At 68.4% G+C, this 20,194-nt stretch carries 25 protein-coding genes and 1 riboswitch; of the genes, 14 read left to right on the forward strand and 11 right to left on the reverse strand.

Annotated features, from left to right (window positions below):
* Positions 1–52: 52 nt before the first annotated feature.
* The 5 genes from ACQ5DX_RS00055 (at position 53) to ACQ5DX_RS00075 (ending at position 4,005) form a co-directional block, all read left to right on the forward strand.
* Positions 53–757, forward strand: coding sequence for a YciI family protein (locus tag ACQ5DX_RS00055; protein WP_430330665.1), 705 nt, complete (start codon positions 53–55; stop codon positions 755–757).
* A 113-nt stretch (positions 758–870) separates the two neighbouring features.
* The gene (locus tag ACQ5DX_RS00060; protein WP_430330666.1) at positions 871–1,473 is read left to right on the forward strand and encodes a hypothetical protein; all 603 of its coding nucleotides are present in this window, start codon (positions 871–873) and stop codon (positions 1,471–1,473) included.
* A 213-nt stretch (positions 1,474–1,686) separates the two neighbouring features.
* A riboswitch (SAM riboswitch) is annotated at positions 1,687–1,801 on the forward strand.
* A gap of 54 nt (positions 1,802–1,855) precedes the next feature.
* Positions 1,856–3,172: an aminotransferase class V-fold PLP-dependent enzyme gene (locus tag ACQ5DX_RS00065; RefSeq protein WP_430330667.1), complete on the forward strand. Its 1,317-nt coding sequence runs from the start codon at positions 1,856–1,858 to the stop codon at positions 3,170–3,172.
* A 65-nt stretch (positions 3,173–3,237) separates the two neighbouring features.
* Positions 3,238–3,321 (forward strand): putative leader peptide, encoded by an 84-nt coding sequence (locus tag ACQ5DX_RS00070; RefSeq protein ID WP_430335501.1) that lies wholly within the window; start codon positions 3,238–3,240, stop codon positions 3,319–3,321.
* A gap of 42 nt (positions 3,322–3,363) precedes the next feature.
* Positions 3,364–4,005 carry a hypothetical protein gene (locus ACQ5DX_RS00075; protein WP_430330668.1) on the forward strand — a complete coding sequence of 214 codons (642 nt, stop codon included), beginning with the start codon at positions 3,364–3,366 and terminating at the stop codon, positions 4,003–4,005.
* 11 nt (positions 4,006–4,016) lie between these two features.
* Here ACQ5DX_RS00075 and ACQ5DX_RS00080 read toward each other — a convergent pair whose 3' ends face one another.
* The 5 genes from ACQ5DX_RS00080 to ACQ5DX_RS00100 form a co-directional block, all read right to left on the reverse strand.
* Complete coding sequence (locus tag ACQ5DX_RS00080) at positions 4,017–4,775, reverse strand: methyltransferase domain-containing protein (RefSeq protein ID WP_430330669.1); 759 nt, start codon at positions 4,773–4,775, stop codon at positions 4,017–4,019.
* 20 nt (positions 4,776–4,795) lie between these two features.
* Positions 4,796–5,581 carry an oxidoreductase gene (locus tag ACQ5DX_RS00085; protein WP_430330670.1) on the reverse strand — a complete coding sequence of 262 codons (786 nt, stop codon included), beginning with the start codon at positions 5,579–5,581 and terminating at the stop codon, positions 4,796–4,798.
* Between the two features lie 138 nt (positions 5,582–5,719).
* Entirely contained in the window at positions 5,720–6,271 is a 552-nt protein-coding gene (locus ACQ5DX_RS00090; protein WP_430330671.1) for a flavin reductase family protein, read from the reverse strand.
* A gap of 116 nt (positions 6,272–6,387) precedes the next feature.
* Complete coding sequence (locus ACQ5DX_RS00095) at positions 6,388–6,861, reverse strand: YbaK/EbsC family protein (protein WP_430330672.1); 474 nt, start codon at positions 6,859–6,861, stop codon at positions 6,388–6,390.
* Between the two features lie 15 nt (positions 6,862–6,876).
* Positions 6,877–7,878, reverse strand: a complete 1,002-nt coding sequence (locus tag ACQ5DX_RS00100) for a hypothetical protein (protein WP_430335502.1) — start codon at positions 7,876–7,878, stop codon at positions 6,877–6,879.
* Positions 7,879–8,115: 237 nt separating this feature from the next.
* Here ACQ5DX_RS00100 and ACQ5DX_RS00105 point away from each other — a divergent pair, with 237 nt between their 5' ends.
* Complete coding sequence (locus ACQ5DX_RS00105) at positions 8,116–8,703, forward strand: TetR/AcrR family transcriptional regulator (RefSeq protein WP_430335503.1); 588 nt, start codon at positions 8,116–8,118, stop codon at positions 8,701–8,703.
* Here ACQ5DX_RS00105 and ACQ5DX_RS00110 read toward each other — a convergent pair.
* On the reverse strand, positions 8,697–9,218 hold the full coding sequence (locus tag ACQ5DX_RS00110; RefSeq protein ID WP_430335504.1) for a 2-oxo-4-hydroxy-4-carboxy-5-ureidoimidazoline decarboxylase: 522 nt from the start codon (positions 9,216–9,218) through the stop codon (positions 8,697–8,699). The genes ACQ5DX_RS00105 and ACQ5DX_RS00110 overlap by 7 nt on opposite strands.
* Positions 9,219–9,443: 225 nt before the next feature.
* Here ACQ5DX_RS00110 and ACQ5DX_RS00115 point away from each other — a divergent pair, with 225 nt between their 5' ends.
* From ACQ5DX_RS00115 to ACQ5DX_RS00130, 4 genes are read left to right on the forward strand one after another with little or no spacing between them, the layout of a single operon-like run.
* Positions 9,444–9,797 (forward strand): VOC family protein, encoded by a 354-nt coding sequence (locus tag ACQ5DX_RS00115; RefSeq protein WP_430330673.1) that lies wholly within the window; start codon positions 9,444–9,446, stop codon positions 9,795–9,797.
* A 19-nt stretch (positions 9,798–9,816) separates the two neighbouring features.
* The gene (locus ACQ5DX_RS00120; RefSeq protein WP_430330674.1) at positions 9,817–10,254 is read left to right on the forward strand and encodes a carboxymuconolactone decarboxylase family protein; all 438 of its coding nucleotides are present in this window, start codon (positions 9,817–9,819) and stop codon (positions 10,252–10,254) included.
* A gap of 39 nt (positions 10,255–10,293) precedes the next feature.
* The gene (locus ACQ5DX_RS00125) at positions 10,294–11,124 is read left to right on the forward strand and encodes a crotonase/enoyl-CoA hydratase family protein (RefSeq protein WP_430330675.1); all 831 of its coding nucleotides are present in this window, start codon (positions 10,294–10,296) and stop codon (positions 11,122–11,124) included.
* A 33-nt stretch (positions 11,125–11,157) separates the two neighbouring features.
* The gene (locus tag ACQ5DX_RS00130) at positions 11,158–12,846 is read left to right on the forward strand and encodes an MDR family MFS transporter (protein WP_430330676.1); all 1,689 of its coding nucleotides are present in this window, start codon (positions 11,158–11,160) and stop codon (positions 12,844–12,846) included.
* A gap of 23 nt (positions 12,847–12,869) precedes the next feature.
* On the opposite strand, the gene ACQ5DX_RS00135 is transcribed toward ACQ5DX_RS00130, so the two are convergent.
* A complete protein-coding gene (locus tag ACQ5DX_RS00135; RefSeq protein ID WP_430330677.1) occupies positions 12,870–13,037 on the reverse strand; it encodes a hypothetical protein in 168 nt (55 codons plus the stop codon).
* A gap of 259 nt (positions 13,038–13,296) precedes the next feature.
* On the opposite strand from ACQ5DX_RS00135, the gene ACQ5DX_RS00140 reads away from it, so the two are divergent.
* Both ACQ5DX_RS00140 and ACQ5DX_RS00145 read left to right on the forward strand, forming a co-directional pair.
* Positions 13,297–14,304, forward strand: coding sequence for an SGNH/GDSL hydrolase family protein (locus tag ACQ5DX_RS00140; protein WP_430330678.1), 1,008 nt, complete (start codon positions 13,297–13,299; stop codon positions 14,302–14,304).
* A gap of 150 nt (positions 14,305–14,454) precedes the next feature.
* The gene (locus tag ACQ5DX_RS00145) at positions 14,455–14,892 is read left to right on the forward strand and encodes a GNAT family N-acetyltransferase (protein WP_430330679.1); all 438 of its coding nucleotides are present in this window, start codon (positions 14,455–14,457) and stop codon (positions 14,890–14,892) included.
* Positions 14,893–14,926: 34 nt separating this feature from the next.
* On the opposite strand, the gene sigJ is transcribed toward ACQ5DX_RS00145, so the two are convergent.
* Both sigJ and ACQ5DX_RS00155 read right to left on the reverse strand, forming a co-directional pair.
* Positions 14,927–15,790, reverse strand: a complete 864-nt coding sequence (sigJ, locus tag ACQ5DX_RS00150) for an RNA polymerase sigma factor SigJ (RefSeq protein ID WP_430330680.1) — start codon at positions 15,788–15,790, stop codon at positions 14,927–14,929.
* 1 nt (position 15,791) lies between these two features.
* On the reverse strand, positions 15,792–16,265 hold the full coding sequence (locus ACQ5DX_RS00155; protein ID WP_430330681.1) for a carboxymuconolactone decarboxylase family protein: 474 nt from the start codon (positions 16,263–16,265) through the stop codon (positions 15,792–15,794).
* Positions 16,266–16,627: 362 nt separating this feature from the next.
* On the opposite strand from ACQ5DX_RS00155, the gene ACQ5DX_RS00160 reads away from it, so the two are divergent.
* A complete protein-coding gene (locus ACQ5DX_RS00160; protein ID WP_430330682.1) occupies positions 16,628–17,107 on the forward strand; it encodes a hypothetical protein in 480 nt (159 codons plus the stop codon).
* A 214-nt stretch (positions 17,108–17,321) separates the two neighbouring features.
* Here ACQ5DX_RS00160 and lexA read toward each other — a convergent pair whose 3' ends face one another.
* Positions 17,322–17,984: a transcriptional repressor LexA gene (gene lexA, locus ACQ5DX_RS00165; protein WP_430330683.1), complete on the reverse strand. Its 663-nt coding sequence runs from the start codon at positions 17,982–17,984 to the stop codon at positions 17,322–17,324.
* A 94-nt stretch (positions 17,985–18,078) separates the two neighbouring features.
* Positions 18,079–18,570: an inorganic diphosphatase gene (locus ACQ5DX_RS00170; protein WP_114723448.1), complete on the reverse strand. Its 492-nt coding sequence runs from the start codon at positions 18,568–18,570 to the stop codon at positions 18,079–18,081.
* A gap of 190 nt (positions 18,571–18,760) precedes the next feature.
* Between ACQ5DX_RS00170 and dacB the strand changes: the two genes are divergently transcribed.
* Positions 18,761–20,170 carry a D-alanyl-D-alanine carboxypeptidase/D-alanyl-D-alanine endopeptidase gene (gene dacB / locus ACQ5DX_RS00175; RefSeq protein WP_430330684.1) on the forward strand — a complete coding sequence of 470 codons (1,410 nt, stop codon included), beginning with the start codon at positions 18,761–18,763 and terminating at the stop codon, positions 20,168–20,170.
* Positions 20,171–20,194: the final 24 nt, after the last annotated feature.

Consider the following 20,194-nt stretch of genomic DNA (forward strand, 5'->3'; position numbering starts at 1 on the left):
CGCCTGGACGAAAGCGGGGTACCCCGCCCCGCGTCGAAGAGAGGATGACGACATGTACTACCTGGCATTGCTCGCGGCCGAGGAGAACGGTCCCGCGTCGATCCCCGGCACCGACGAACACACGACGTCGATGCAGCGGCACCAGGAGTTCTGGACCAAGGCGCAGGAGGCCGTCGCCGGCGGCGGTCTCCACTCGGGTTCCGAGACCGCGACGATCCGGCACGAATCCGGAAACGCGGTCGTGACGGACGGTCCGTTCGCGGAGACCGCCGAGGTGGTCGGCGGGTACTACGTGTTCGACGCGGCCGACCTGGACGCGGCACTGAGCCTGGTGCGCCAGTTGCCGGAGGTTGCGACCGGGCACGTGGAACTGTGGCCGATGGTGGACTGGTTCTCGAAGGACGAGCCGATCGACACCTGGTGGGCGGCGTTGTTGCGCGAACCCCGGGGAGAGGCGGTGGAGCCCGGTTCGGCCGACTGGGAGGCCGGTATGGTCGAGCACCAGCGCTTCGGCGAGATCGCGGGCGACCGGGTCAAGGGTGGCGGGGCGCTGTACCCGCCGACGTCGGCGACGACCGTGCGGCTGCGAGGCGGCGAACTGCTACTCGCCGACGGCCCGTCCACCGAGTCCGCCGAGATCGCGAACGGGATCTACGTGCTGTCGGCGCCCGACCGGGACGCGGCGGTGGCGCTCGCGTCGCAGATCCCGCTGGGCCCGCGGGGGTGCGTCGAACTCCGGCAGATCGCCGCCGGCTGAGCTGACGCAGGGATCCCTCGGGTAGTCGGATCGACTACAGTGACCGGCCGTCCCGCCCGTTCCCCGAAGAGGATTCGGGTGCAACAGGTGCAACGGAAGCTGGTCTCAGGGCAATGACGGATGTCGGTGTGCGGGAACGCCGCAACGTGGTCGACGCGGCCGCACGGGTGCTGACCGAGGTCTGCGCGCCGTGGGTCGTCAACATCGCTTCGTCGATGGTGATCGGTATCGCGGTCGGCGCGCCCGGCTGGGGCGCGTTCGTCGCCCTGTGCGCGGGAGTCGTGCCGATGGCGGTCATCCTCGCCGGGATGCGGCGGGCGACGATCGGCGATCACCACGTCAGCAAGATCGACGAGCGACATCTGCTGATCGTGGTGCTGTTGTTCGTCGTGGTGGCCGGGTTGGTCGTGCAGGTCGTAGCGCATGCTCCGATCGAGATGATCGCGTTCATGTCGGCGGGCCTGGTGGCGTTGGCGGTGGCGGCGGCCATCACGAGCGTCTTCCGCTGGAAGGTCAGCGTCCACACCGGCGTCTCGGCCGGTGTGACGGTGGTACTGGCACTGGCGGTCTCACCGTGGTGGCTACTGGCCCTGACCCTCACACCGTTGGTCGGCTGGTCCCGGGTCCGTCTCGGAGCCCACACGACGGGGCAGGTCGTCGTCGGTGCGCTCACCGGCGCGGTCGCCGCCGGTCTGACCTATGCCCTGATCGCCTAGCGCGGAATCGGTGCCGTCCCTGCCGGATGCCGTGGCTCGATCATCGATTGTGCTGTGGCACTGAGGCTTCGGAGTCGAATCGCCGTCTTGGCGGAGGTCGACGCGGACGGGTCGGCGGCGCGACCGACCCCGAGTGGTGTGACGGCGATCTCGTTCGGGACCCGGTGGGTCGGGGTTGACATCGCGCGAATCGCTCTGCCATTCTCGTTGCCAGGTCACGAGTACCAGCGTCAAGCCCCGGCTAGCTGGTCGGCAACCCTCCAACCGCGGTGGGGTGCTCCGGGTGACGACCAGGTCATGGTCCAAAAGGACATGACAAGCGCGGACTCCGATGGCGTCGACTCTCACGGCCGACGAGTCCCGGGACTCGAAGGATGCTGTGATGACCGCTGTACTGAACGCTGACGCCTGTACGACCTCCCCCCTCGCCCGGGTTTCCGGCTGTGACTTGCAGGTTCCGCTCGTCGGGGGTGGAACCTGCACCTACGCGAACTTCGACTACGCGGCCAGCGCACCCGCTCTGGCGCAGGTCACCGACCGGGTTCAGGAACTGCTGCCGTTCTACGCGAGCGTGCACCGCGGCGCCGGCTACGCCTCCCGCGTGAGCACCGAGGCCTACGAGAACGCCCGTGTGGCCGTCGAGCGCTTCGTCGGCGCCGACGCCGACCAGGTTGTCGTCTTCACCCGCAACACCACCGACTCGCTCAACCTTCTCGCGAGCTGCGTTCCCGGCGACGTCGTCGTCCTCGACATCGAGCACCACGCAAACTTCCTGCCGTGGAAGAACTCCCGCGTCGTCGAGGCTGCCGACACGGTTGCCGAGACCATCGACCGCATCGTCGCCGAGCTGTCTGCCAAGCCCGCCGCGCTGCTTGCCATCACCGGCGCCTCCAACGTCACGGGTGAGGTGCTGCCGATCGCCCAGCTGGCCGAGGTCGCGCACCGCTGCGGCGCCCGCGTCCTCATCGACGGCGCGCAGCTCACCCCGCATCGCCGCGTGAACCTCGCCGAGACCGGCGTCGACTACCTGGCCTTCTCCGGCCACAAGCTGTACGCACCGTTCGGTGCCGGCGTGCTGGTCGGCCGCCGGGACTGGCTCGACGAGGGCGAGCCCTACCTCGCGGGCGGCGGTGCCGTGCGTGAGGTGACGCTCGAGGAGACCTGCTGGGCGCCCGCCCCCGCCCGCCACGAGGCCGGCAGCCCCAACGTCCTCGGTGTCGCTGCCCTTGCCGCCGCGTGTGATGCGTTGGCCGCGTTGGACTTCGGTAAGGTCGTCGCGCACGAGCGGGTCCTGTCGGCCCGCCTCGCCGAGGGCCTCGCGGAGATCGACCGCGTGCACCTGCTGCGTCTGTGGGCCGACGCCCCGGACAGCGTGGGCATCGTCACCTTCACGATCGACGGCTTCGAGCCCGGCGAGATCGCCGCGTACCTCTCGGCCGAGCACGGAATCGGTGTGCGCGACGGTCGTTTCTGCGCGCACCCGATCCTGAACCGCATCGGGCACGGCGACGGCGCCGTCCGTGCCAGCCTCGGCCTGGGCACCACGTCCGACGACGTCGAGCGCCTGATCGCCGCCGTCCGCCAGCTCGTGGCCGGCGAGGCGACCTGGAACTACGGCAAGACCGACGGCCTGTGGAACCCGGTTCCCGAGACCCGCGGCTTCTCCGCTGGTGGCACCGGCGCCTCCGAGTGCGTGTAACCGGCTCGGAATCAGTGTGATTCGAACTGTCGCGGGGGAGAGAATCGGGGGATAGCGTGACGCGCATGGAGTCGACGAACAGGGGCGGTCAGTGGTCCCGCCGTCATGTCGACCTGTGCCGTACGTCCTCGGGAATGTGTACGCGCTGACGTCCAACGCCGTCCACCACCCACTCTTCCCGAGGAATCGCCATGTCCCAGTCCGTTTTCACCTCCGCTCACTCAGTCGCGCCTCGCCGTCCGCTGCGCGTGGCCGTCGAACTGACCGGCGCCGGGCATCATCCCGCCGCCTCCCGGGTCGCCGGGAACATCCCGCTGACCGGCCCCGACTACTGGGTGGACCTGACCGTCGGCCCCGACACCCTCGACCTCGCGGCCCAACCGGCCGTCGTGCTCCGGATTCGCGCAGCCGACCTGCACGAGGCGCAGCGGGCCCGCGCCGCGATCCGCGCGCAGGTAGCCGCCGAAGGACGTGACCCGGACACCGTCACCGTCCTGGTCGACATCGAAACCCTGGTCGCGGTCGACTCCCGCAGCGCGCGTGCGGAACTCGCCCTTCTCGACGAGACGCTCGGGGTGCCGCACCAGCCGTCGTCGCTGTCGTACATCGGGACCGCCGACGGCCTGGCGAGCCTGATCGCCGACATCCACGCCGCCGACGTCGCCGACGGCGTCACCCTGCTGCCGCTGGCTCTGCCGAAGGTGCTCGAGCACGTCGTCGACGGCACGCTGCCGTGGCTCGAACGCCGCGGACTGGTCACGCTGTCGGACCGGGTCGACGAGGCGCTCGCCCGGTTCGGACTGGTGCGGGGAAGCCACGCCCGGGCGTCCTGAGCGGTCGAACCTCAGCGCGGCTTGTGGGCCTCGATGAGGAATCGGGTGGAATGCGCGACGAACGGACCATCCGCACGGATGTGTTCGTCGAGGTCGCGCAACCGGTCACCGTAGGCGTCGACGGTGAAGCCCGGAACTATCCAGATCACCTTCCTCAGAAAGTAGACGACCGCACCGATATCGAAGAACTCCATGCGCAGTCGCTCGAACCGCAGATCCACAATCTCGAGCCCGGCGGCGCGTGCCCCGTACGCGGCCGTGTCCGGATGCCGTAGTCGTCGCGCCTCGGGTTGCGGACCGAGGAAGAACTCGGCGAGCTCGAAGACGCTCTCGGGGCCCACGTGCTGGGCCAGATAGGTTCCGCCGGGGGCGAGCACCCGCGCGATGTCCGGCCACGACACGGTGTTGGGGTGACGACTGGTGACGAGGTCGAAGGCGTTGTCCGCGAACGGCAGTGGTGGCTCGTCCGGGGCGGCGACCACTACCGCGCCCAACGGGTGCAGCAACGCGGTGGCCTTCGCGATGTTGGGCGGCCACGACTCCGTCGCGGCCATCGTCCGGGGCATCGCGCCGGCACCGGCGAGGACCTCTCCGCCACCGGTCTCGATATCGAGTGCGGCGGTCGCCAGTGCGAGGCGATTGCCCAGGAGACGCTGATAGCCCCACGACGGGCGCTGTTCGGTGGCGCGCCCGTCCAGCCACGAGAAGTCCCAGCCGTCCATCGGGGCCGCCTCGGCCTCCGCGACGAGCTCGTCGAATGTGCGATCCATGGTTGTGATGGTCCCAGCAGTCACAGGGTCTTGATCAGTCCGCCGTCGATCACGAAGTCGGCACCGGTGACGTTGGCCGCCCGGTCGCTCGCCAGGAACAGCACCAGGTCTGCGACCTCCTCGGGTCGTGTGAAGCGACCGGTCTCGGTGCCGGCGGCGGCCGCGTCGGCGACGTCCTGCGGTGTGGTGCCGCTGACGTTCGCCACGACGGTCGCGACTCCCTGCTCGCCGAGCCACAGTGCGGTCGAGACCGGGCCCGGACTGACCGTATTGACCCGAATGTTCTGTCGAGCAACCTCTTTGGACAGAGCCTTGCAGAAGTTCGTCAGCGCCGCCTTGGAGGCGCAGTAGTCGATCACCGCCGGGTCCGGCAGGAACGAGTTGACGGAGCTGACCGTGACGACGGATCCACCGCCCCGACGCTGCATCTGGGGGAGTGCCACGCGGGTGGTGCGCACCGCGGACAGGAGGTTGATCGTCAGCGTCGCGAGCCAATCGTCGTCCGTCACGCTCGCGAAGCCACCGAGCCGCGGCACCGCCGAGCCGGCATTGTTGACCAGGACGTCGACCCCGCCCAGATCCGCGGCGGCGGCGATCAGTGCGTCCGGGCCATCGGGAGTCGCGAGATCGCACGGCACCCACGTGACCGTTCCGCCCGGAATCAGCGATTCGAGTTCGGGTGTGAGAGTTCGGGATCCGGCCACCACGTGGAGGCCCTCGGCAACCAGTGCGGTCGTCACCGCCAGCCCGATGCCCCTGCTCGCGCCCGTGACGACGGCAGTCTTCCCGATCAGATGAAGGTCCATGACTGCTCGATCCTGTGGATCGGAACGTTGCAGTGGTGGAGTCTACCGACGCGCCAACAGCTGTCGGGCGGATTCGTGCGCCCGACAGCCCGCAGGGCCGGTCCGTCGACGACGGACCGGCCCTGCGGGGAGTGCGTGCTACTGGTCGAGCGGCGTCGGCCGGTGGTAGCGCCCCTCGTGGTACAGCAGCGGCGCCGAGGTGGCCTCGTCGTCGTTCTCGTTGTGGATCCGCGTGATCAGGCCGATCACCAGGATGTGGTCGCCGGCGGGGATCAACTGGTGGACGGTGGTGCGCATCCAGATCGGGGTGCCGTGCAGGACGGGCTCACCCGTCTCGAGGGGCGCCCACAGCGACTCGTCGCTGAAGCGTTGGTCGGCGCTGCGGGAGAAGCGCTGCGACAGGTGCTGCTGGTGCTCACCGAGAAGGTGCACGACGATCGAGTCGGCGGCACGCAGTGCGTCGATGCTCGACGAGTTCAGCGCGATGTTGAACGAGATCAGCGGCGGGTCCATCGACAGCGACGCGAACGACGTCGCCGTGAAGCCGACCGGGCCGTTCTCCGAATCGAGAGTCACGATGGTGACGCCCGCTGGGTGCCGGCGCATCGCGGCCTTGTACTCGTCGTTGCCGATGCCTCCCTCGGCGGGCACGACGGCAAGTTCGGGCGCGTTCTCGACAGACTGTGACAAGGCATTCTCCGATTCGAACCTGGGTGACTGATCGCCACTATAAGGCCAGGCATACCGACCGACCAGGGTTCTGTTCACTCAGCGGGCAACTGGTTCTCCCGAAGGCGAAGCGCTGGTCAATCCATGTCGACGGCCAGCCCCGCCGTCACCCGCAACAGTTCCGGGAACGTGGTGCGGAAGACGGTGTCGGGGTGGCCCGCCGCCGCCCACAACTCCGGGTACGCCGCGAGTGCGCTGTCGAGATACGTCGGCAGGTTGGTGGGATGCCCCAGCGGGGCGACCCCACCGATCGGCTGACCGGTCACCGCACGGACGACGTCCAGGGGCGCGCGCGTCAGCGTGCCCTGCAGGCGAGTGCCGGTGGCCGCCATGTTCACCTCGTGCGCCCCGGAGACGAGCAGCAGCACCGGATCGTCGTCGAGCAGGAACACCAGCGACTTGACGATGGCGCCCTGATCCACGCCCAGCGCCGTCGCCGCCTCCACCGCGCTGTGTGTCGGCGCCGGTTGACTGACGATCACGCCGTGATGGCCGCGCGCGATCAACGTATCGGCGACGTGCGCCGCATTGGGATGCAGCAGCCTGGGCATGGGTTCAGCGTAGGACTAGTTCGCGGCGTGGGCAGGCGTATGCGCGTTCGATCTGCGGGCGCGACCGACCCGTCGCGCGGTGAACCCGAGCAGCAGGGCCGCACCGACCGCGGAGTACAGCGCAAGCGCGAGCGCGGGCTGACCCAGGCCGACGTTGTCGAAGTACACGATGCTGCGCACCCCCTCGGTGCCGGCGCCCGGCGTGATCCACTGGCCGATCGCAGCGTAGAAACTCGGGATCACGTTGGCGCCGAACGCGCCACCGGCGCTCGGATTGCCCAACACGACGAACACCGCGATCGCCAGCGGCACCGCCAGGATGCCGACGGCGGCGCGCAGACCCAGCGTGAACAGGCCCGTAGCGAACACCACCCCGGTGCCGAGGAGCCACAGCGCGAACCAGTGCCCGGCGAACGTGCCGAGCACGTGCGTCGTGATGAGGGCGCCCAGCGCGCCCGACGCCACCGCGTAGCCGAACATCACCGCGATGTGCGTCCATGCCTGCCGCAGCGTCGCCGGCGCCCCGATGATCAGGCCGATCGCGGCGGCCAGCAGGTATCCGCCGACCACCCAGCCGATCGACAGGTAGAACCCGGACAGGCCGCGGTTGTCGTGCGCGCCGACGGGGATCTCGTCCCGGACCGTCACCTGCCGGTGCTGGTCGGCGGCGACCCGGTCGAAGATCGACTCGAGCGCCGTCGCGATCGAACTCCCGCCCGCGCTGGCGGTGATCAAGGTGTCCGTTCCGCTCGGATCGATCACATACGCGCCCTGGATCTCCCGGTCGCGCAGCAGCCGCCGGACCTCGGCGGTGTCGGCCCCGGTCCGGGCGTCGAGCGGACGGCCGTCGAGCGCGTTGAGCTTGTCGACCGACTGCTGGGCGATGCCGTCGGGCACGCCGGGGCCCGCGACTACGGCGATCGTGATGTCGCGCGGCGTCGGCTGATGGAACGCCGCGACGTAGCTGAGGATGAAGCCGAGTTGCAGTGCCAGGACTCCCACCACGAGCGCGGCCATCACCTTGCCGCTGCCGAAGCGTGCGACCGGGTCGTGGTGCGGATGCGGTGGCGTGGCCTGTCCGACGGCGGCTTCCTCGGCGGTGGTGGTCGGTGCTGTCACGGGATGTCCTCGATGTCTGGAGTCAAGGGGGTACCGAACGTCTTGTCGATACCGCGGGTATTGAATACCGTAGGTATCGTGACTGGTGGTCGTCAAGACGATGTGATCGTGTCGGCGCGTCCGGCCCGGGACGTGGTGCGTGCCCGCATCCTGGAGGCGGCCGCGGAGGAGTTCGCCGAACGGGGGTTCGCGGGCGCTCGCCTCGCCGAGATCGCTCGCCGTGCCGGATTCACCAAGGGCGCGGTGTACTCGAACTTCGAGTCCAAGCAGGACCTGTTCGCGGAACTGTTCGCACAGCGTTCCCTCGACCTCGCCGGCCGGGTGCTGGCTGAGGTCGCAGGGCTCGAACTGGCCGACGCGGTGGGCAAGGGCGGGGCCGCGGTGGCGTCGGCCCTCACGGCGGACTCCGAGTGGTCGCTGCTCGTTCTCGAATTCGGGGTCCAAGCGGTGCGGGATCCGCACATCAAGCAGGCATACCTCCGCGAACGGCGCTACCTGCGAAGCAAACTCGTCGAGTTGATCGGGGAGCGTGCCCGTGAGTGGGGAGTGGACATCGACGTCCGCACCACCGCGCTGTCGCTGACGGCGTTGATCTCCGGTCTCGTGCTCGAGCACACCGTCGATCCCGAGGATGTGAACGAGCAGGCGATGGGGGCGGCCGTCACGGCACTCTTCGCCGGTGCCGTCGCGCGCGCCCAGCGGCGCGCCGCCGAAGCTCAGTAAGCGGGAAAACCGCCCTCCGGGCCCAGCATTCGCTCCAGTCGGGTGCGCGTGATCTTCACGAGTTCCGACGTGCGGACGCGGCGCTCGCGGTCGAGGTCGTTGCCCATCCGAGCGGTGAGATCGGCGAGCAACGACCGGCCGTCGCGCCCGTCCGAGCACCACACGTAGCGGAACCCGAAGCGCTCCTCGTACGCGGCGGCGGCCTCACCGAGCGTGCGCATCACCGCGGCGTCGTCGACCCACACCGCGCACTGCTCCCGCGAGGACGGCAGGCTGCGCGCCCGCGCCCCGATCCGCGGATGCCCCTGCAGGACCTGGTCGATCTCCGATTCCGGCAGCGCGTCCAGCTCCTCGTCCGCGCGGGACAGCAGCGCCGCGTGCGTCGCGTACGAGCGACCGTCGGCCAGGCGGGCCGACCAGCCCACGCAGCTGCAGCACTCGAACAGGGCGTACACCGCGCGGCGGTGTGGCAACTCGTTGAACCGGTCCAGGCCGATTCCCTGGTGCAGCAGCACGACCAACCTCCGCTCGCTGTCGCGGACGTGCCCGCTCGACACGAGCGGATGACTCGATCATGCGCCTGTCGTTGCCTGAAACCGGCCGGTCGGCGTGGAGTTTGCACACATTTAACGAGTTACCGCGGAAATCGGGAGAAAGTTCTTCGCCGGACTCGGCACCTGGTTCACCTCGGGCTGGGAGGATTTCAGGCATCCGTCGAACCGGTGGGGCAGGAGGACGACATGCGGGTCATGCGCATCACCGCCAACCTTCGCGTCTCCGACGTCGAGGCGGCCAAACGCTTCTACGCCGACTACCTCGGGTTGAGTACCGAGGAGTTCGACATGGGCTGGGTGGCGCGCTTGACGGCACCCGAGACCGGCGCGCACGTCCAGCTCGTCACTCGCGATGCGTCGGCGCCCGACGACGCCGTGGTGTCGGTACACGTCGACGATGTCGACGCCGCCTACTCGGAGGCTCGAGAGCTCGGCTACGAGATCGTGTATCCGCTGACGACCGAACCGTGGGGCGTGCGCCGGTTCTTCGTCCGAGCGCCGGACGGCAACATTCTGAACATCGTCAGACATCGCGAATGACGTCCCGGAAGGAATCCGCATGAGCTCCGTGAACCTCAGCAAGCAGCACCCCGGCATCTACAAGCAGCTGATGGCCTTCAGTGCGGAGGGCGATGCGGCGATCGGAGCGTCCGGACTGGACCCGCTCCTGGGCGAGCTGGTCAAGATCCGGATCTCGCAGCTCAACGGGTGCGCGTTCTGCCTGCGTCTGCACACCCGCGACGCGATCGCGAAGGGCGAGACCAGCGACCGACTGACCGTCCTGGCGGCCTGGTGGGAGTCCCAGTACTTCACCTCGCAGGAGCGCGCAGCCCTGGCGCTGGCGGAGCAGGTCACCAGACTGTCGGTACCGGAGTCGCGCACCTGGGACGACGGATCCCTGACGGATCAGCAGGCGTCGGCGGTCAGCTGGCTCGCGGTCGTGATGAACGCGTGGAACCGGGTCGCCATCACCAGCCACTACCCGGTTGCCCCCTGACCCGATGTGCGCGACGGCAGCAAAGGTTACTCTCGAGTAATGACGGAAATGCAGAGCTGGAAGGCGTTCACAGTCGAGCGCAAGGACCACGTCGCGCAGGTCACCCTGATCGGCCCCGGCAAGGGCAACGCGATGGGGCCGGACTTCTGGGACGAGCTCCCCGGCGTGTTCGCCGCACTCGACGCCGACCCCGAAATTCGTGCCGTCGTGCTCGCCGGATCGGGCAAACACTTCTCCTTCGGACTCGACCTGCCGGCGATGAGCGGTGGATTCGGGGCGGTCCTCGCCGACAAGGCGCAGGCCGGCCCGCGAACCGACTTCCACGAACTGATCAAGCGCATGCAGTCCGGCATCAACGCGGTCGCCGACTGCCGCAAGCCGGTCGTCGCGGCCATCCAGGGCTGGTGCATCGGCGGCGGCGTCGACCTGATCTCCGCCGCCGACATCCGCTACGCGAGCGCCGACGCGAAGTTCAGCATCCGCGAGGTCAAGGTCGCGATCGTCGCGGACATGGGCAGCTTCGCGCGCCTGCCCGCGATCATCGGCGACGGGCACCTGCGCGAGCTCGCGCTGACCGGCAAGGACATCGACGCCGCCCGCGCCGAGAAGATCGGACTGGTCAACGACGTGTTCGAGGACACCGACGCGGTGCTCGCAGCGGCTCACGCGACCGCTGCCGAGATCGCCGCGAACCCGCCGCTCGTGGTGCACGGCATCAAGGACGTGCTCGACCACGGCCGCTCTGCGGCGGTGAACGACAGCCTGCGTTACGTGGCCGCCTGGAACGCGGCCTTCCTGCCGTCGGAGGACCTCACCGAGGCCATCACGGCGGTGTTCCAGAAGCGTCCGCCCGAGTTCAAGGGGCGCTGACCGACGACCTGACGGCGACGGTGAGGTGTCGAGATGACCGAGGAAGCGCGAGGCGCCGACCGGGACTTCGACGCTGCCGTCGCGCCCGGGCCGCAGGCCACGTTCACGCATCGCCAGATCCTGGCGATCCTCAGTGGCCTGCTGCTCGGGATGTTCCTCGCGGCCCTCGACCAGACCGTGGTCGCGACCGCGATGCGGACGATCGCCGACGACCTCAACGGGTACTCGCTGCAGGCGTGGGTGACCACCGCGTACCTGATCACCGCGACGCTCGTCACCCCGCTGTACGGCAAGCTGTCGGACATCTACGGCCGCAAGTCGTTCTTCATGGCCGCGATCGTGCTGTTCGTCCTCGGCTCGATCCTGTGCACCTTTGCGCAGTCGATGTACATGCTCGCCGTGTTCCGGGCCGTCCAGGGCCTCGGTGCCGGCGGCCTGTTCTCGCTGGCGCTGGCGATCATCGGCGACATCGTCCCGCCGCGTGAACGCGCCCGCTACCAGGGCTACTTCCTCGCCGTGTTCGGCACGTCGAGCGTGCTCGGACCCGTCATCGGCGGTGTGCTGTCCGGGCAGGAATCGATCCTCGGGATCGCCGGTTGGCGGTGGGTGTTCCTGGTGAACGTGCCGATCGGCTTGGTGGCGCTGGCCGTCGTGTGGCGGGTGCTGCACCTGCCACCGGTGCACCGGCCGATGCGGATCGACTGGTGGGGCGCCCTCGTCCTGGCGATCGGACTGGTGCCGCTGCTGGTGGTCGCGGAGCAGGGCCGCGACTGGGGATGGAGCAGTCCGCAGGCGCTGACCTGCTACGCGATCGGTGTCGTGGGCATCCTCGGGTTCGTCGCGGTCGAGTACGCCATGGGGGACTCCGCGCTGTTTCCGCTGCACTTCTTCCGCAACCAGACGTTCGCGCTGGGCGTGCTCATCAGCTTCCTCGTCGGCGCCGTCATGTTCGGCGCCATCACCGTGATCCCGCAGTACCTGCAGGTGGTGAAGGGGTCGACCCCGACGACGGCCGGCTTCCAGATGCTGCCGGCGGTGCTGGGCATCGCGATCGCGTCGGTGCTGTCGGGGCAGTTGATCGCGAAGACCGGCCGCTACCGGATCTTCACGGTCCTCGGCGCGGTGTTGATCGCGCTCGCCGCGCTGCTGCTGCACTCGGTGACCGCCGAGACCAGCCTGCCTGTGTTCATGGTCTTCATCTTCGTGCTCGGCCTGGGGCTCGGAAACCTCCTGCAGCCGTTGACGCTGGCGATCCAGAACGCGTTGCCACCCAAGGACATGGGAGTGTCGACGGCCGCCGCGACGTTCTTCCGCCAGATCGGCGGCACGATGGGCGTCGCGCTGTTCCTGTCCATCCTGTTCTCGCAGCTGGCCCCAGCGATCAGCAGCCAACTGCAGGAGGCGGCGCAGTCACCGGAATTCCGGCAGGCCATCGCCGCCGGCATGAACAGTCCGAACCCGGTGGAGGCGGGGGTCTCCCGCTCGCTGGCGAGCGGCGACCCGGCCGCGGCGCGGGCCGCGCTGGGGGATACCTCGTTCATCCAGCAGCTCGACGCGACGCTCGCGGCGCCGTTCAAGAACGGCTTCGCGACCGCGTTCGAGGCCGTCTACCCGCCGATCGTGGTGCTGGCCGTCGCCGCGCTCGTGCTGATCCTGATCTGGCGGGAAGTGCCGTTGCGCAAGAAGTCGGGCATCGACGACGCTGGATCCGGCGTCGGCTGAACACACGCCGGCACGTGCCACGGTTATGAACCCTGCCGGAACCTGACATAGAACGCCGTGAACACCAGGACGATTCCGACATTCACCATCAGCCGCGCCCAGAAATGGTTCCTGAAGAACAGGATGTCCACCGCAACCACGACGGCTACGAGCGTGAGCACGTAGAGCACGACGGTCGCCTGTCTTCCCATACTCCCTTTCTACTCCCCGAATTCTCCTTCGCGGCTGCTTTGTTCGACGACGGATCAAACGATTGGCGAGTCTGCTGGCCGAACCGACCAGGTGTCCGGGCGTTTCTCTCTTTCCGGACTTAGCCGGACGATTGTTCCTTGTGGCTGTTACGGTTTCGTGTGCCGACCGTAATGGAGGTCGACGCTGTCGGGGAATCACCCAATGCCACTGGGGAGTTCAGCCCCAGAGGCCCAATCGGTTCGCGATGAGGGGGTCGACATGCGTTTGAAGGTACTGCGGTCCGCGGTGGTTGCCGCGGCGGTGACGATCGGGGTTGTCGGACTGCCGGCAGTTGCTGCGGCGGATCCCGGTGGAGGTGCCACCTACTATCTGGCACTGGGTGATTCGTTGGCGGCGGGGTATCAACCGAACACGGGGCACGACGAGCCGGTCTCCTACACCAACGACATCTACGCCGCGCTGAAGGCGTCGGATCCGAATCTGGAGTTCGTCAACCTGGGATGTGACGGCGAGACAACGGCAACGATGATCAACGGCGGCAAATGCACCTATCCGGGTGCGACGTCGCAACTCGACGCCGCCACGAAGTTCCTCGAGGCGCACAAAGGCAAGGTCAAGTACGTGACCGAGGACATCGGCGCGAACGACGTGTACCACTGCCTGTCGGGCGGCTCCGGATCCCTCGGCTCGTCCGGTGTTCCGGACGTGGGCTGCATTACGCAGGCGCTCGCCACGGTGGAACAGAATCTCACCAAGATCAACAGTCAGCTGCGTGACGCCGGCGGGAACGAACCGCGATATGTCGGCATGAATTACTACGACCCGGCGTTGGCCGGCTGGCTCAAGGGCGGACTGACCCGTGTGGTGGCGGCCGGGACCGCCGCGTTGAACAATCTGTTCAGCGCCACGATCACGACTGCCAACTCGTCGGCCGACTGGAAGACGGCGGATGTGCTGACAGCGTTCTCGAACAACGACTTCACCCCGGTCGACGTTCCCGGTTTCGGCACGCTGCCGAAGAACGTGGGACGGATCTGCGAGTGGACGTGGATGTGCACGCAGTACCAAGACATCCACGCCAACCCGACGGGGCACCAGGTAATCGCCGACACCTTCCTGCCCCTGCTGGAAGGCGGCGGACAGGGTTCCTTGGGCTCCTCCGGGTCGCTCGGCTCGAGTGGTTCCAGTGGTTCCAGTGGCTCGAGCGGATCGCTGGGCTCCAGTGGCTCCAGCGGTTCCAGCGGCTCGACCGGATCCGGGTCGTAGGCGTAGCCGACCACGGTGCAGAAGGCGGAGCCCGGTGTGGGCTCCGCCTTCTGCCGTCGGCGCGAGGGCCGCATCGCGGTAGCCGGCCAACGCAGCCTGCGAATTTCGGTTCCGTGAGACGGGCGGCTGACGCCGGATAAGCTCCCGCACATGGAAATCCGAGTCGAGATCATCCGGGAGGCGAGTCAGGGCCTCGTCGATGCGTTCAGCAGGTTGCTACCGCAGTTGTCTTCGACCGCCAAGCCCCTCGACTACCAAGCGATCGACCGGATGGTGACCTGCGATGCCAACACGGTGCTCGTCGCCCGAACGCCTGATGCGATCGTCGGCACCCTGACTCTGGTGCTGCTACCCCTGCCGTCCGGTGTGAGGGCCCGTATCGAGGACGTGGTCGTCGACGGTGCGGCGCGAGGCCAGGGAGTCGCTCGACTCCTCACCCAGGAGGCCCTGCGGATCGCCCGAGAGGCGTCCGCCCGGACGGTGGATCTCACCTCCCGACCGGATCGTGCGGCAGCCAATCGGCTGTATGAGCAACTCGGCTTCCAGGCCCGCGAGTCCAGGGTCTATCGCTTTTCGTTCGACGGTTGACCGCTGACCGCCGGTAGAGCCACGAAATCTGCGGTCAACGATCGAGATGGCCGATGCGGTTCAGCTTGTGCGGGTTGCGGACGAAATCGATCGAGGTGACGCGATTGTCGGTGATGCCGAGGGCGACCACGCCGTCCAGGCTGTCGCCGACGAACACGAGCAGCGCCGGGTTGTGGTTGACCACGGCGGCGCGCATGGTCTTGCGTGGTCCCTGGCTCGCGACGGCGGTCAGGAATGCGGCGATGGCGTCGGCACCGAGGATCGGTTGGAGTGCCGCACGGACGATGCCGCCGCCGTCGGCGGTGAGCACGGCGTCCGGGTCGAGGATGCCCAGCAGCCCCTGGAGATCCCCGGAGGTCGCAGCGTCGGCGAAGGCGCTGACGACGTTGCGGTGCAGGGTGGGGTCCACGTCGAACCTCGGCTTGCGGGACTCGATGTGTTCGCGGGCGCGGGACGCGAGTTTGCGACAGGCGGCAGGGTTGCGAGCCAATGCCGTGCCGATCTCCGTGAACGACAGCCCGAACAAATCGTGCAGAACGAATGCCGCTCGTTCGGCCGGCGCCAGGGTTTCCAGAACGACCAGCATTGCCCACGAAATCGAGTCCGCCAGACTGACGGAGTCGGCCGGGTCGGGGGCGGTCTCCACCGGCTCCGGCAGCCAGGGGCCGACATAGCTTTCGCGGCGGTTGCGCGCCGAACGCAGAACGTCCAGCGCGAGCCGTGAGGTGGTTGTGACCAGCCACCCGGTGAGGTCGTCGATCTCGGCAAGATCGCTGCGTTGCAGGCGAATCCACGCGTCCTGCACCACATCCTCGGCCTCGGTCACGCTGCCGAGCAGGCCGTAGGCCACGCCGATGAGGCGTGGCCGTAGGTCGTCGAACACTGTCGCGGCGGACATCTCAGCCGAACTGGCCGGGGGTGTAGCTGCCTGCCGGGGTGGCCGCGATGACATTCATCCGATTGTAGGTGTTGATCAGGGCGACCAGTCCGATCAGCGCCGCGAGCTGGTCGTCGTCGAAGTGCTTGGCGGCGTTGGCCCACACCTCGTCCGGAACGCCGCCCGCGGCGTCGGCGATGCGAGTGCCCTGCTCGGCGAGCTCCAGCGCGGCACGCTCGGCGTCGGTGAACACGGTGGCCTCCCGCCAGGTCGCAACCAGGTTCAGCCGCACCGAGGTCTCGCCCGCGTGCGCGGCATCCTTGGTGTGCATGTCGGTGCAGAAGCCGCACCCGTTGATCTGGCTGGCGCGGATCTTGACCAATTCCTGGATCGCGGCGGGCAACGTGGAGTCACTGATCACCTTGCCGGCCGAGTTGATGTACTTGGCGAACTTGAGGGCGGTGTCGTTGCTGTAGAAGTCGAGACGAGCGTTCATGGTGTTTCCTCCCGATGCGTTTTTCGCTGTCGCAAGGAGGACGAGATGGGTCCACATTATGTGACAAGGCGTGATGCAGGTCACATATTGCGGACTGTGTCCCGGGCTGAGCATCGTCTTGGCGGCCTTCGCTGAGCCACCGCTGGTATTCGGTCAGTGATTCCCCAGGAGGGCTCGAGCTCGGGGTGTGGGCTACCCGGCGGCGGACCACGATTCGTGCCGTGCCCAATTGCGCCTATCGCCAGAGGCGGCCGAACGCGCCGGTCCTTTTCGTGGCGAAGGTAACGAAAGGGTCCTTCCAACACGATCCGGACCGTGAGGATCAGTCACGCTGCACAGCAGCGGAATGGGGGAGGAACAGCATGAGGAAGCTCATCGGGGGACGCATCGCGATCGCCGCTGCCGCACTGGCCGCAACGACGATGCTCGGCTCAGGAACGGCAGGCGCGGCACCGGTGCCGGTGCGGGCCCTGGACACGTGGGCGCTGTCGGACGACATCGGCCAGTGCGGCATCGTCCGTATCCCGATGACCGTGGGACTGACAAGTGGATGGCCGGGCGCCGAGGCCTACATCCTGCTGTCCCCGGAGTTCTACGGCCCGGACCTGACCCATCAGGTGACCCCATGCATGATCGCGGTGACAGTGCACTGGGAGAACCTCGACACCGGCGCCACCGGCAGTCGCACCGTGTATCCGATGGACAGCCGGGAGAACCGCGTCTATCAGACCTCCGGGAACGCTGCATCCGTCGGATCGGGGCTCGGGCGGGTCCGGTTCTGGCTCAGCACCGCGACCCCGCACGTGTCGGCGCCGCCGATCGAGACCGTTGTGTCGCTCTGATCCGACCCTGGCCGGTGCATCAGGAAGCGCAACGGGAACAAGGCAACACGGGGGAAGGGGCCGGTCGAGCCCACGCCAATGACCGGCCGCTCCGCCGTGATGTCGCCGCGCCGTGGCACGGTGCCGACACCTGACCAGATGCCGGCCCGGCGGTCGATGAGCGAGCCGGGAAACCGACGCGACGTGAAAGATCTTCGTCCGAGTGCGCGCGGGATCAGATCCGCCGCATCACCGACACCACCTTGCCGAGGATTACGGCCTCGTCGCCGTCGATGACCGCGTAGGCGGGGTTCCGGGGCTCGAGGTAGACGTGGCCGTTCCGTCGGCGCAGCACCTTCACCGTGGCCTCGCCGTCGATCATCGCGGCGACGATCTCACCGGAATGGGCCTCGTCCTGGCGGCGCACCACGACGGTGTCGCCGTCGCAGATCGCGGCGTCGACCATCGACTCGCCGCGCACCCGCAGCGCGAACACGGTGCCCGAGCCGACGAGCTCACGCGGTAGCGACAGCATCTCGTCGGCGTGCTCCTCGGCGAGAATCGGTGCGCCCGCGGCGATGTCACCGACGACCGGCACCGTCACCGTGTTCTCCGACGAGCGACCCGGCGCCGAACCCGCGAGGAACGGGCGCACGTCCAACTGGCGTGCCATGGCGCTGCCTCGGCGCAGAAAGCCCTTCTCCTCCAAGCTCTTCAGATGCTTCGACACCGACGACGTCGAACGCAGGCCCACCGCGTCACCGATCTGTCGGGTGCTCGGCGGGCATCCGTTGGCGGCCACCCAGTCCCGGATGGTCACCAGGATCCGCTGCTGGCGGAGCGGCAGGGTGGCGGCGTCGAGGCCGCCGAACATCTCGGGATCGTCGTAACCGGTCACCCGGCGAATCGTAGTGGGGCCATACGACAGGCCCCGAAACCAGTGATGGGGTGGGACCGCCATCGCGATCCCACCCCATCACCGGAGGAGAGTGTCAGTGCCCGCCGTTGGCCTTCAGGCGCTCGACGGCCTCCGCGATGACCTTCTCGGCCTCCGCGCGACCGACCCAGTCGGCGCCGGTGACGTGCTTGTTCGGCTCGAGATCCTTGTAGTGCACGAAGAAGTGCTTGATCGCGTCCAGCTCGAACTGCGCGACGTCCGCGAGATCCTGGATGTGATCCCAGCGCGGGTCGCCCGCGGGAACGCACAGCACCTTGTCGTCGCCGCCGGCCTCGTCGACCATCTTGAACATGCCGACCGGGCGGGCCTCGACGATGACACCGGGGAACACCGACTCGGGCAGCAGCACCATCGCGTCCAGCGGATCGCCGTCCTCACCGAGGGTGTTCTCGATGTAGCCGTAGTCTGCCGGGTACCCGAAGGAGGTGTAGAGGTAGCGGTCCAGCTTCACGCGGCCGGTCTCGTGATCGACCTCGTACTTGTTGCGCTGGCCCTTGGGGATTTCGATGGTGACGTCGAACTCCACGTCTTGTCCTCACTGTCTGGGTCTACTGGCTGTCTGCCTCGCCCGCCTGGGTAGACGGTTCGGGAAAAGGGTAGCGGGTCGGAGATACTGTGTGATGCAGGTGCCGGGCACTTCCCCGGCCCTCGCGCGAAACTGTCTGAGCGGTCCGCGAAGTCCGCGGAATGAGATTGCTGTGCGATTCGGAGGGAAGTTGGCGGGCGAGGGAAAGAAGAAGATCGGCATTCTGGCCGGACGCCGACGCCGCAATGTCCGGATGCTGATGTCGCTCGCCGCCGTCCTCGTGCTGGCCGCAGCGGGCACCACGATCGTGCTGGTGCAGCGGGGGACCGCGACCGCCGCGCAGGACACCGCCGCGACCTCGCCGGAGCCGTCCCCGATCACCGCCACACCCCAGGTGTCGTCGGTGCCCGACGACGCCCTCGTGCCTACCTCCCAGGGCCTGGCCGCGGCCCTCGGGCCGGTCGTGTCGAACCCGGCGCTCGGCGCGTTCACCGGGTCGGTGGCCGACGCCCAGACTGGCGCGGTGCTGTGGAGTCAGAACCCCGACGCGCCGATGACCCCGGCGTCGACGACCAAGATCCTCACCGCCGCCGCCGCGCTGCTGACCCTGCCCGCCGATCACCGCGTCGCCACCCAGGTGGTGCAGGGATCGCGCCCCGGTGAGCTGGTGCTGGTCGGCGACGGCGATCCGACGCTCACCGCGCAGCCGGCCGGGCAGCCGAGCTACTACCCGGGCTCGCCGCGCATCGCCGACCTCGTCGAACAGATCCGCCGCGCCGGCGCCCAGGTGGACAGCATCGTCGTCGACACCAGCGCGTACACCGGCCCGCCGATGGCGGACGGCTGGATGCCCGCCGACATCGCCGCCGGCTACATCGCGCCCACCGAGCCGGTCATGATCGACGGCGCCCGGATCGACCCGTTCGGCGACGATTCGCCGCGCAGCGCCACCCCCGCGCTCGACGCCGGACGCGTCCTCGCCGAGGCCCTCGGTGTCGACCCGGCCCGGGTGACGCTCGGCAAGGCCGAATCCGGTGCCGCGCCCGTCGCGAGCGTGCTGTCCGCGCCGCTGCGCGACCGGCTCGGCCAGATGATGCGTAAGTCCGACAACGTGCTCGCCGAGGCGATCGCGCGTGAGATCGCCGCCGCGAAGAACGCCGAACGGTCGTTCGCAGGTGCCACCGAGTCCGTCGGCCGGGCGCTCTACGACGCCGGATTCAAGACCGACGGGCTCACCCTGCACGACGGCAGCGGCCTCTCCGTCGACGACCGCATCCCGGCCCGACTGCTGAACGACGTCCTGACCGCGGCGGCGGGCGATGTGAAGCCGCAACTGCGGCCGATGCTCGACGACCTGCCCGTCGCGGGCGCCACCGGCACCCTGTCCGATCGATACGCGTCGGGTGACCGGATCGGCGCCGGCTGGGTGCGGGCCAAGACGGGAACGCTGTCGGTCGCCAGTGTGTTGACCGGATATGTCGTCGACGTGGACGGCCGTGTGCTGACATTCACGCTGATGTCGAACGATCGCCTGCCGGAGGAGAGCCGTCCGGCGCTGGACGCGGTCGCCGCGGTGCTGCGGACGTGCGGGTGCAGGTGAGTCTCGGAGGAAGTGAGCCGTGAG

It is taken from the genome of Rhodococcus sp. ACT016 (genome assembly GCF_050477185.1).
In the GTDB taxonomy this organism is placed as follows: Bacteria; Actinomycetota; Actinomycetes; order Mycobacteriales; family Mycobacteriaceae; genus Prescottella.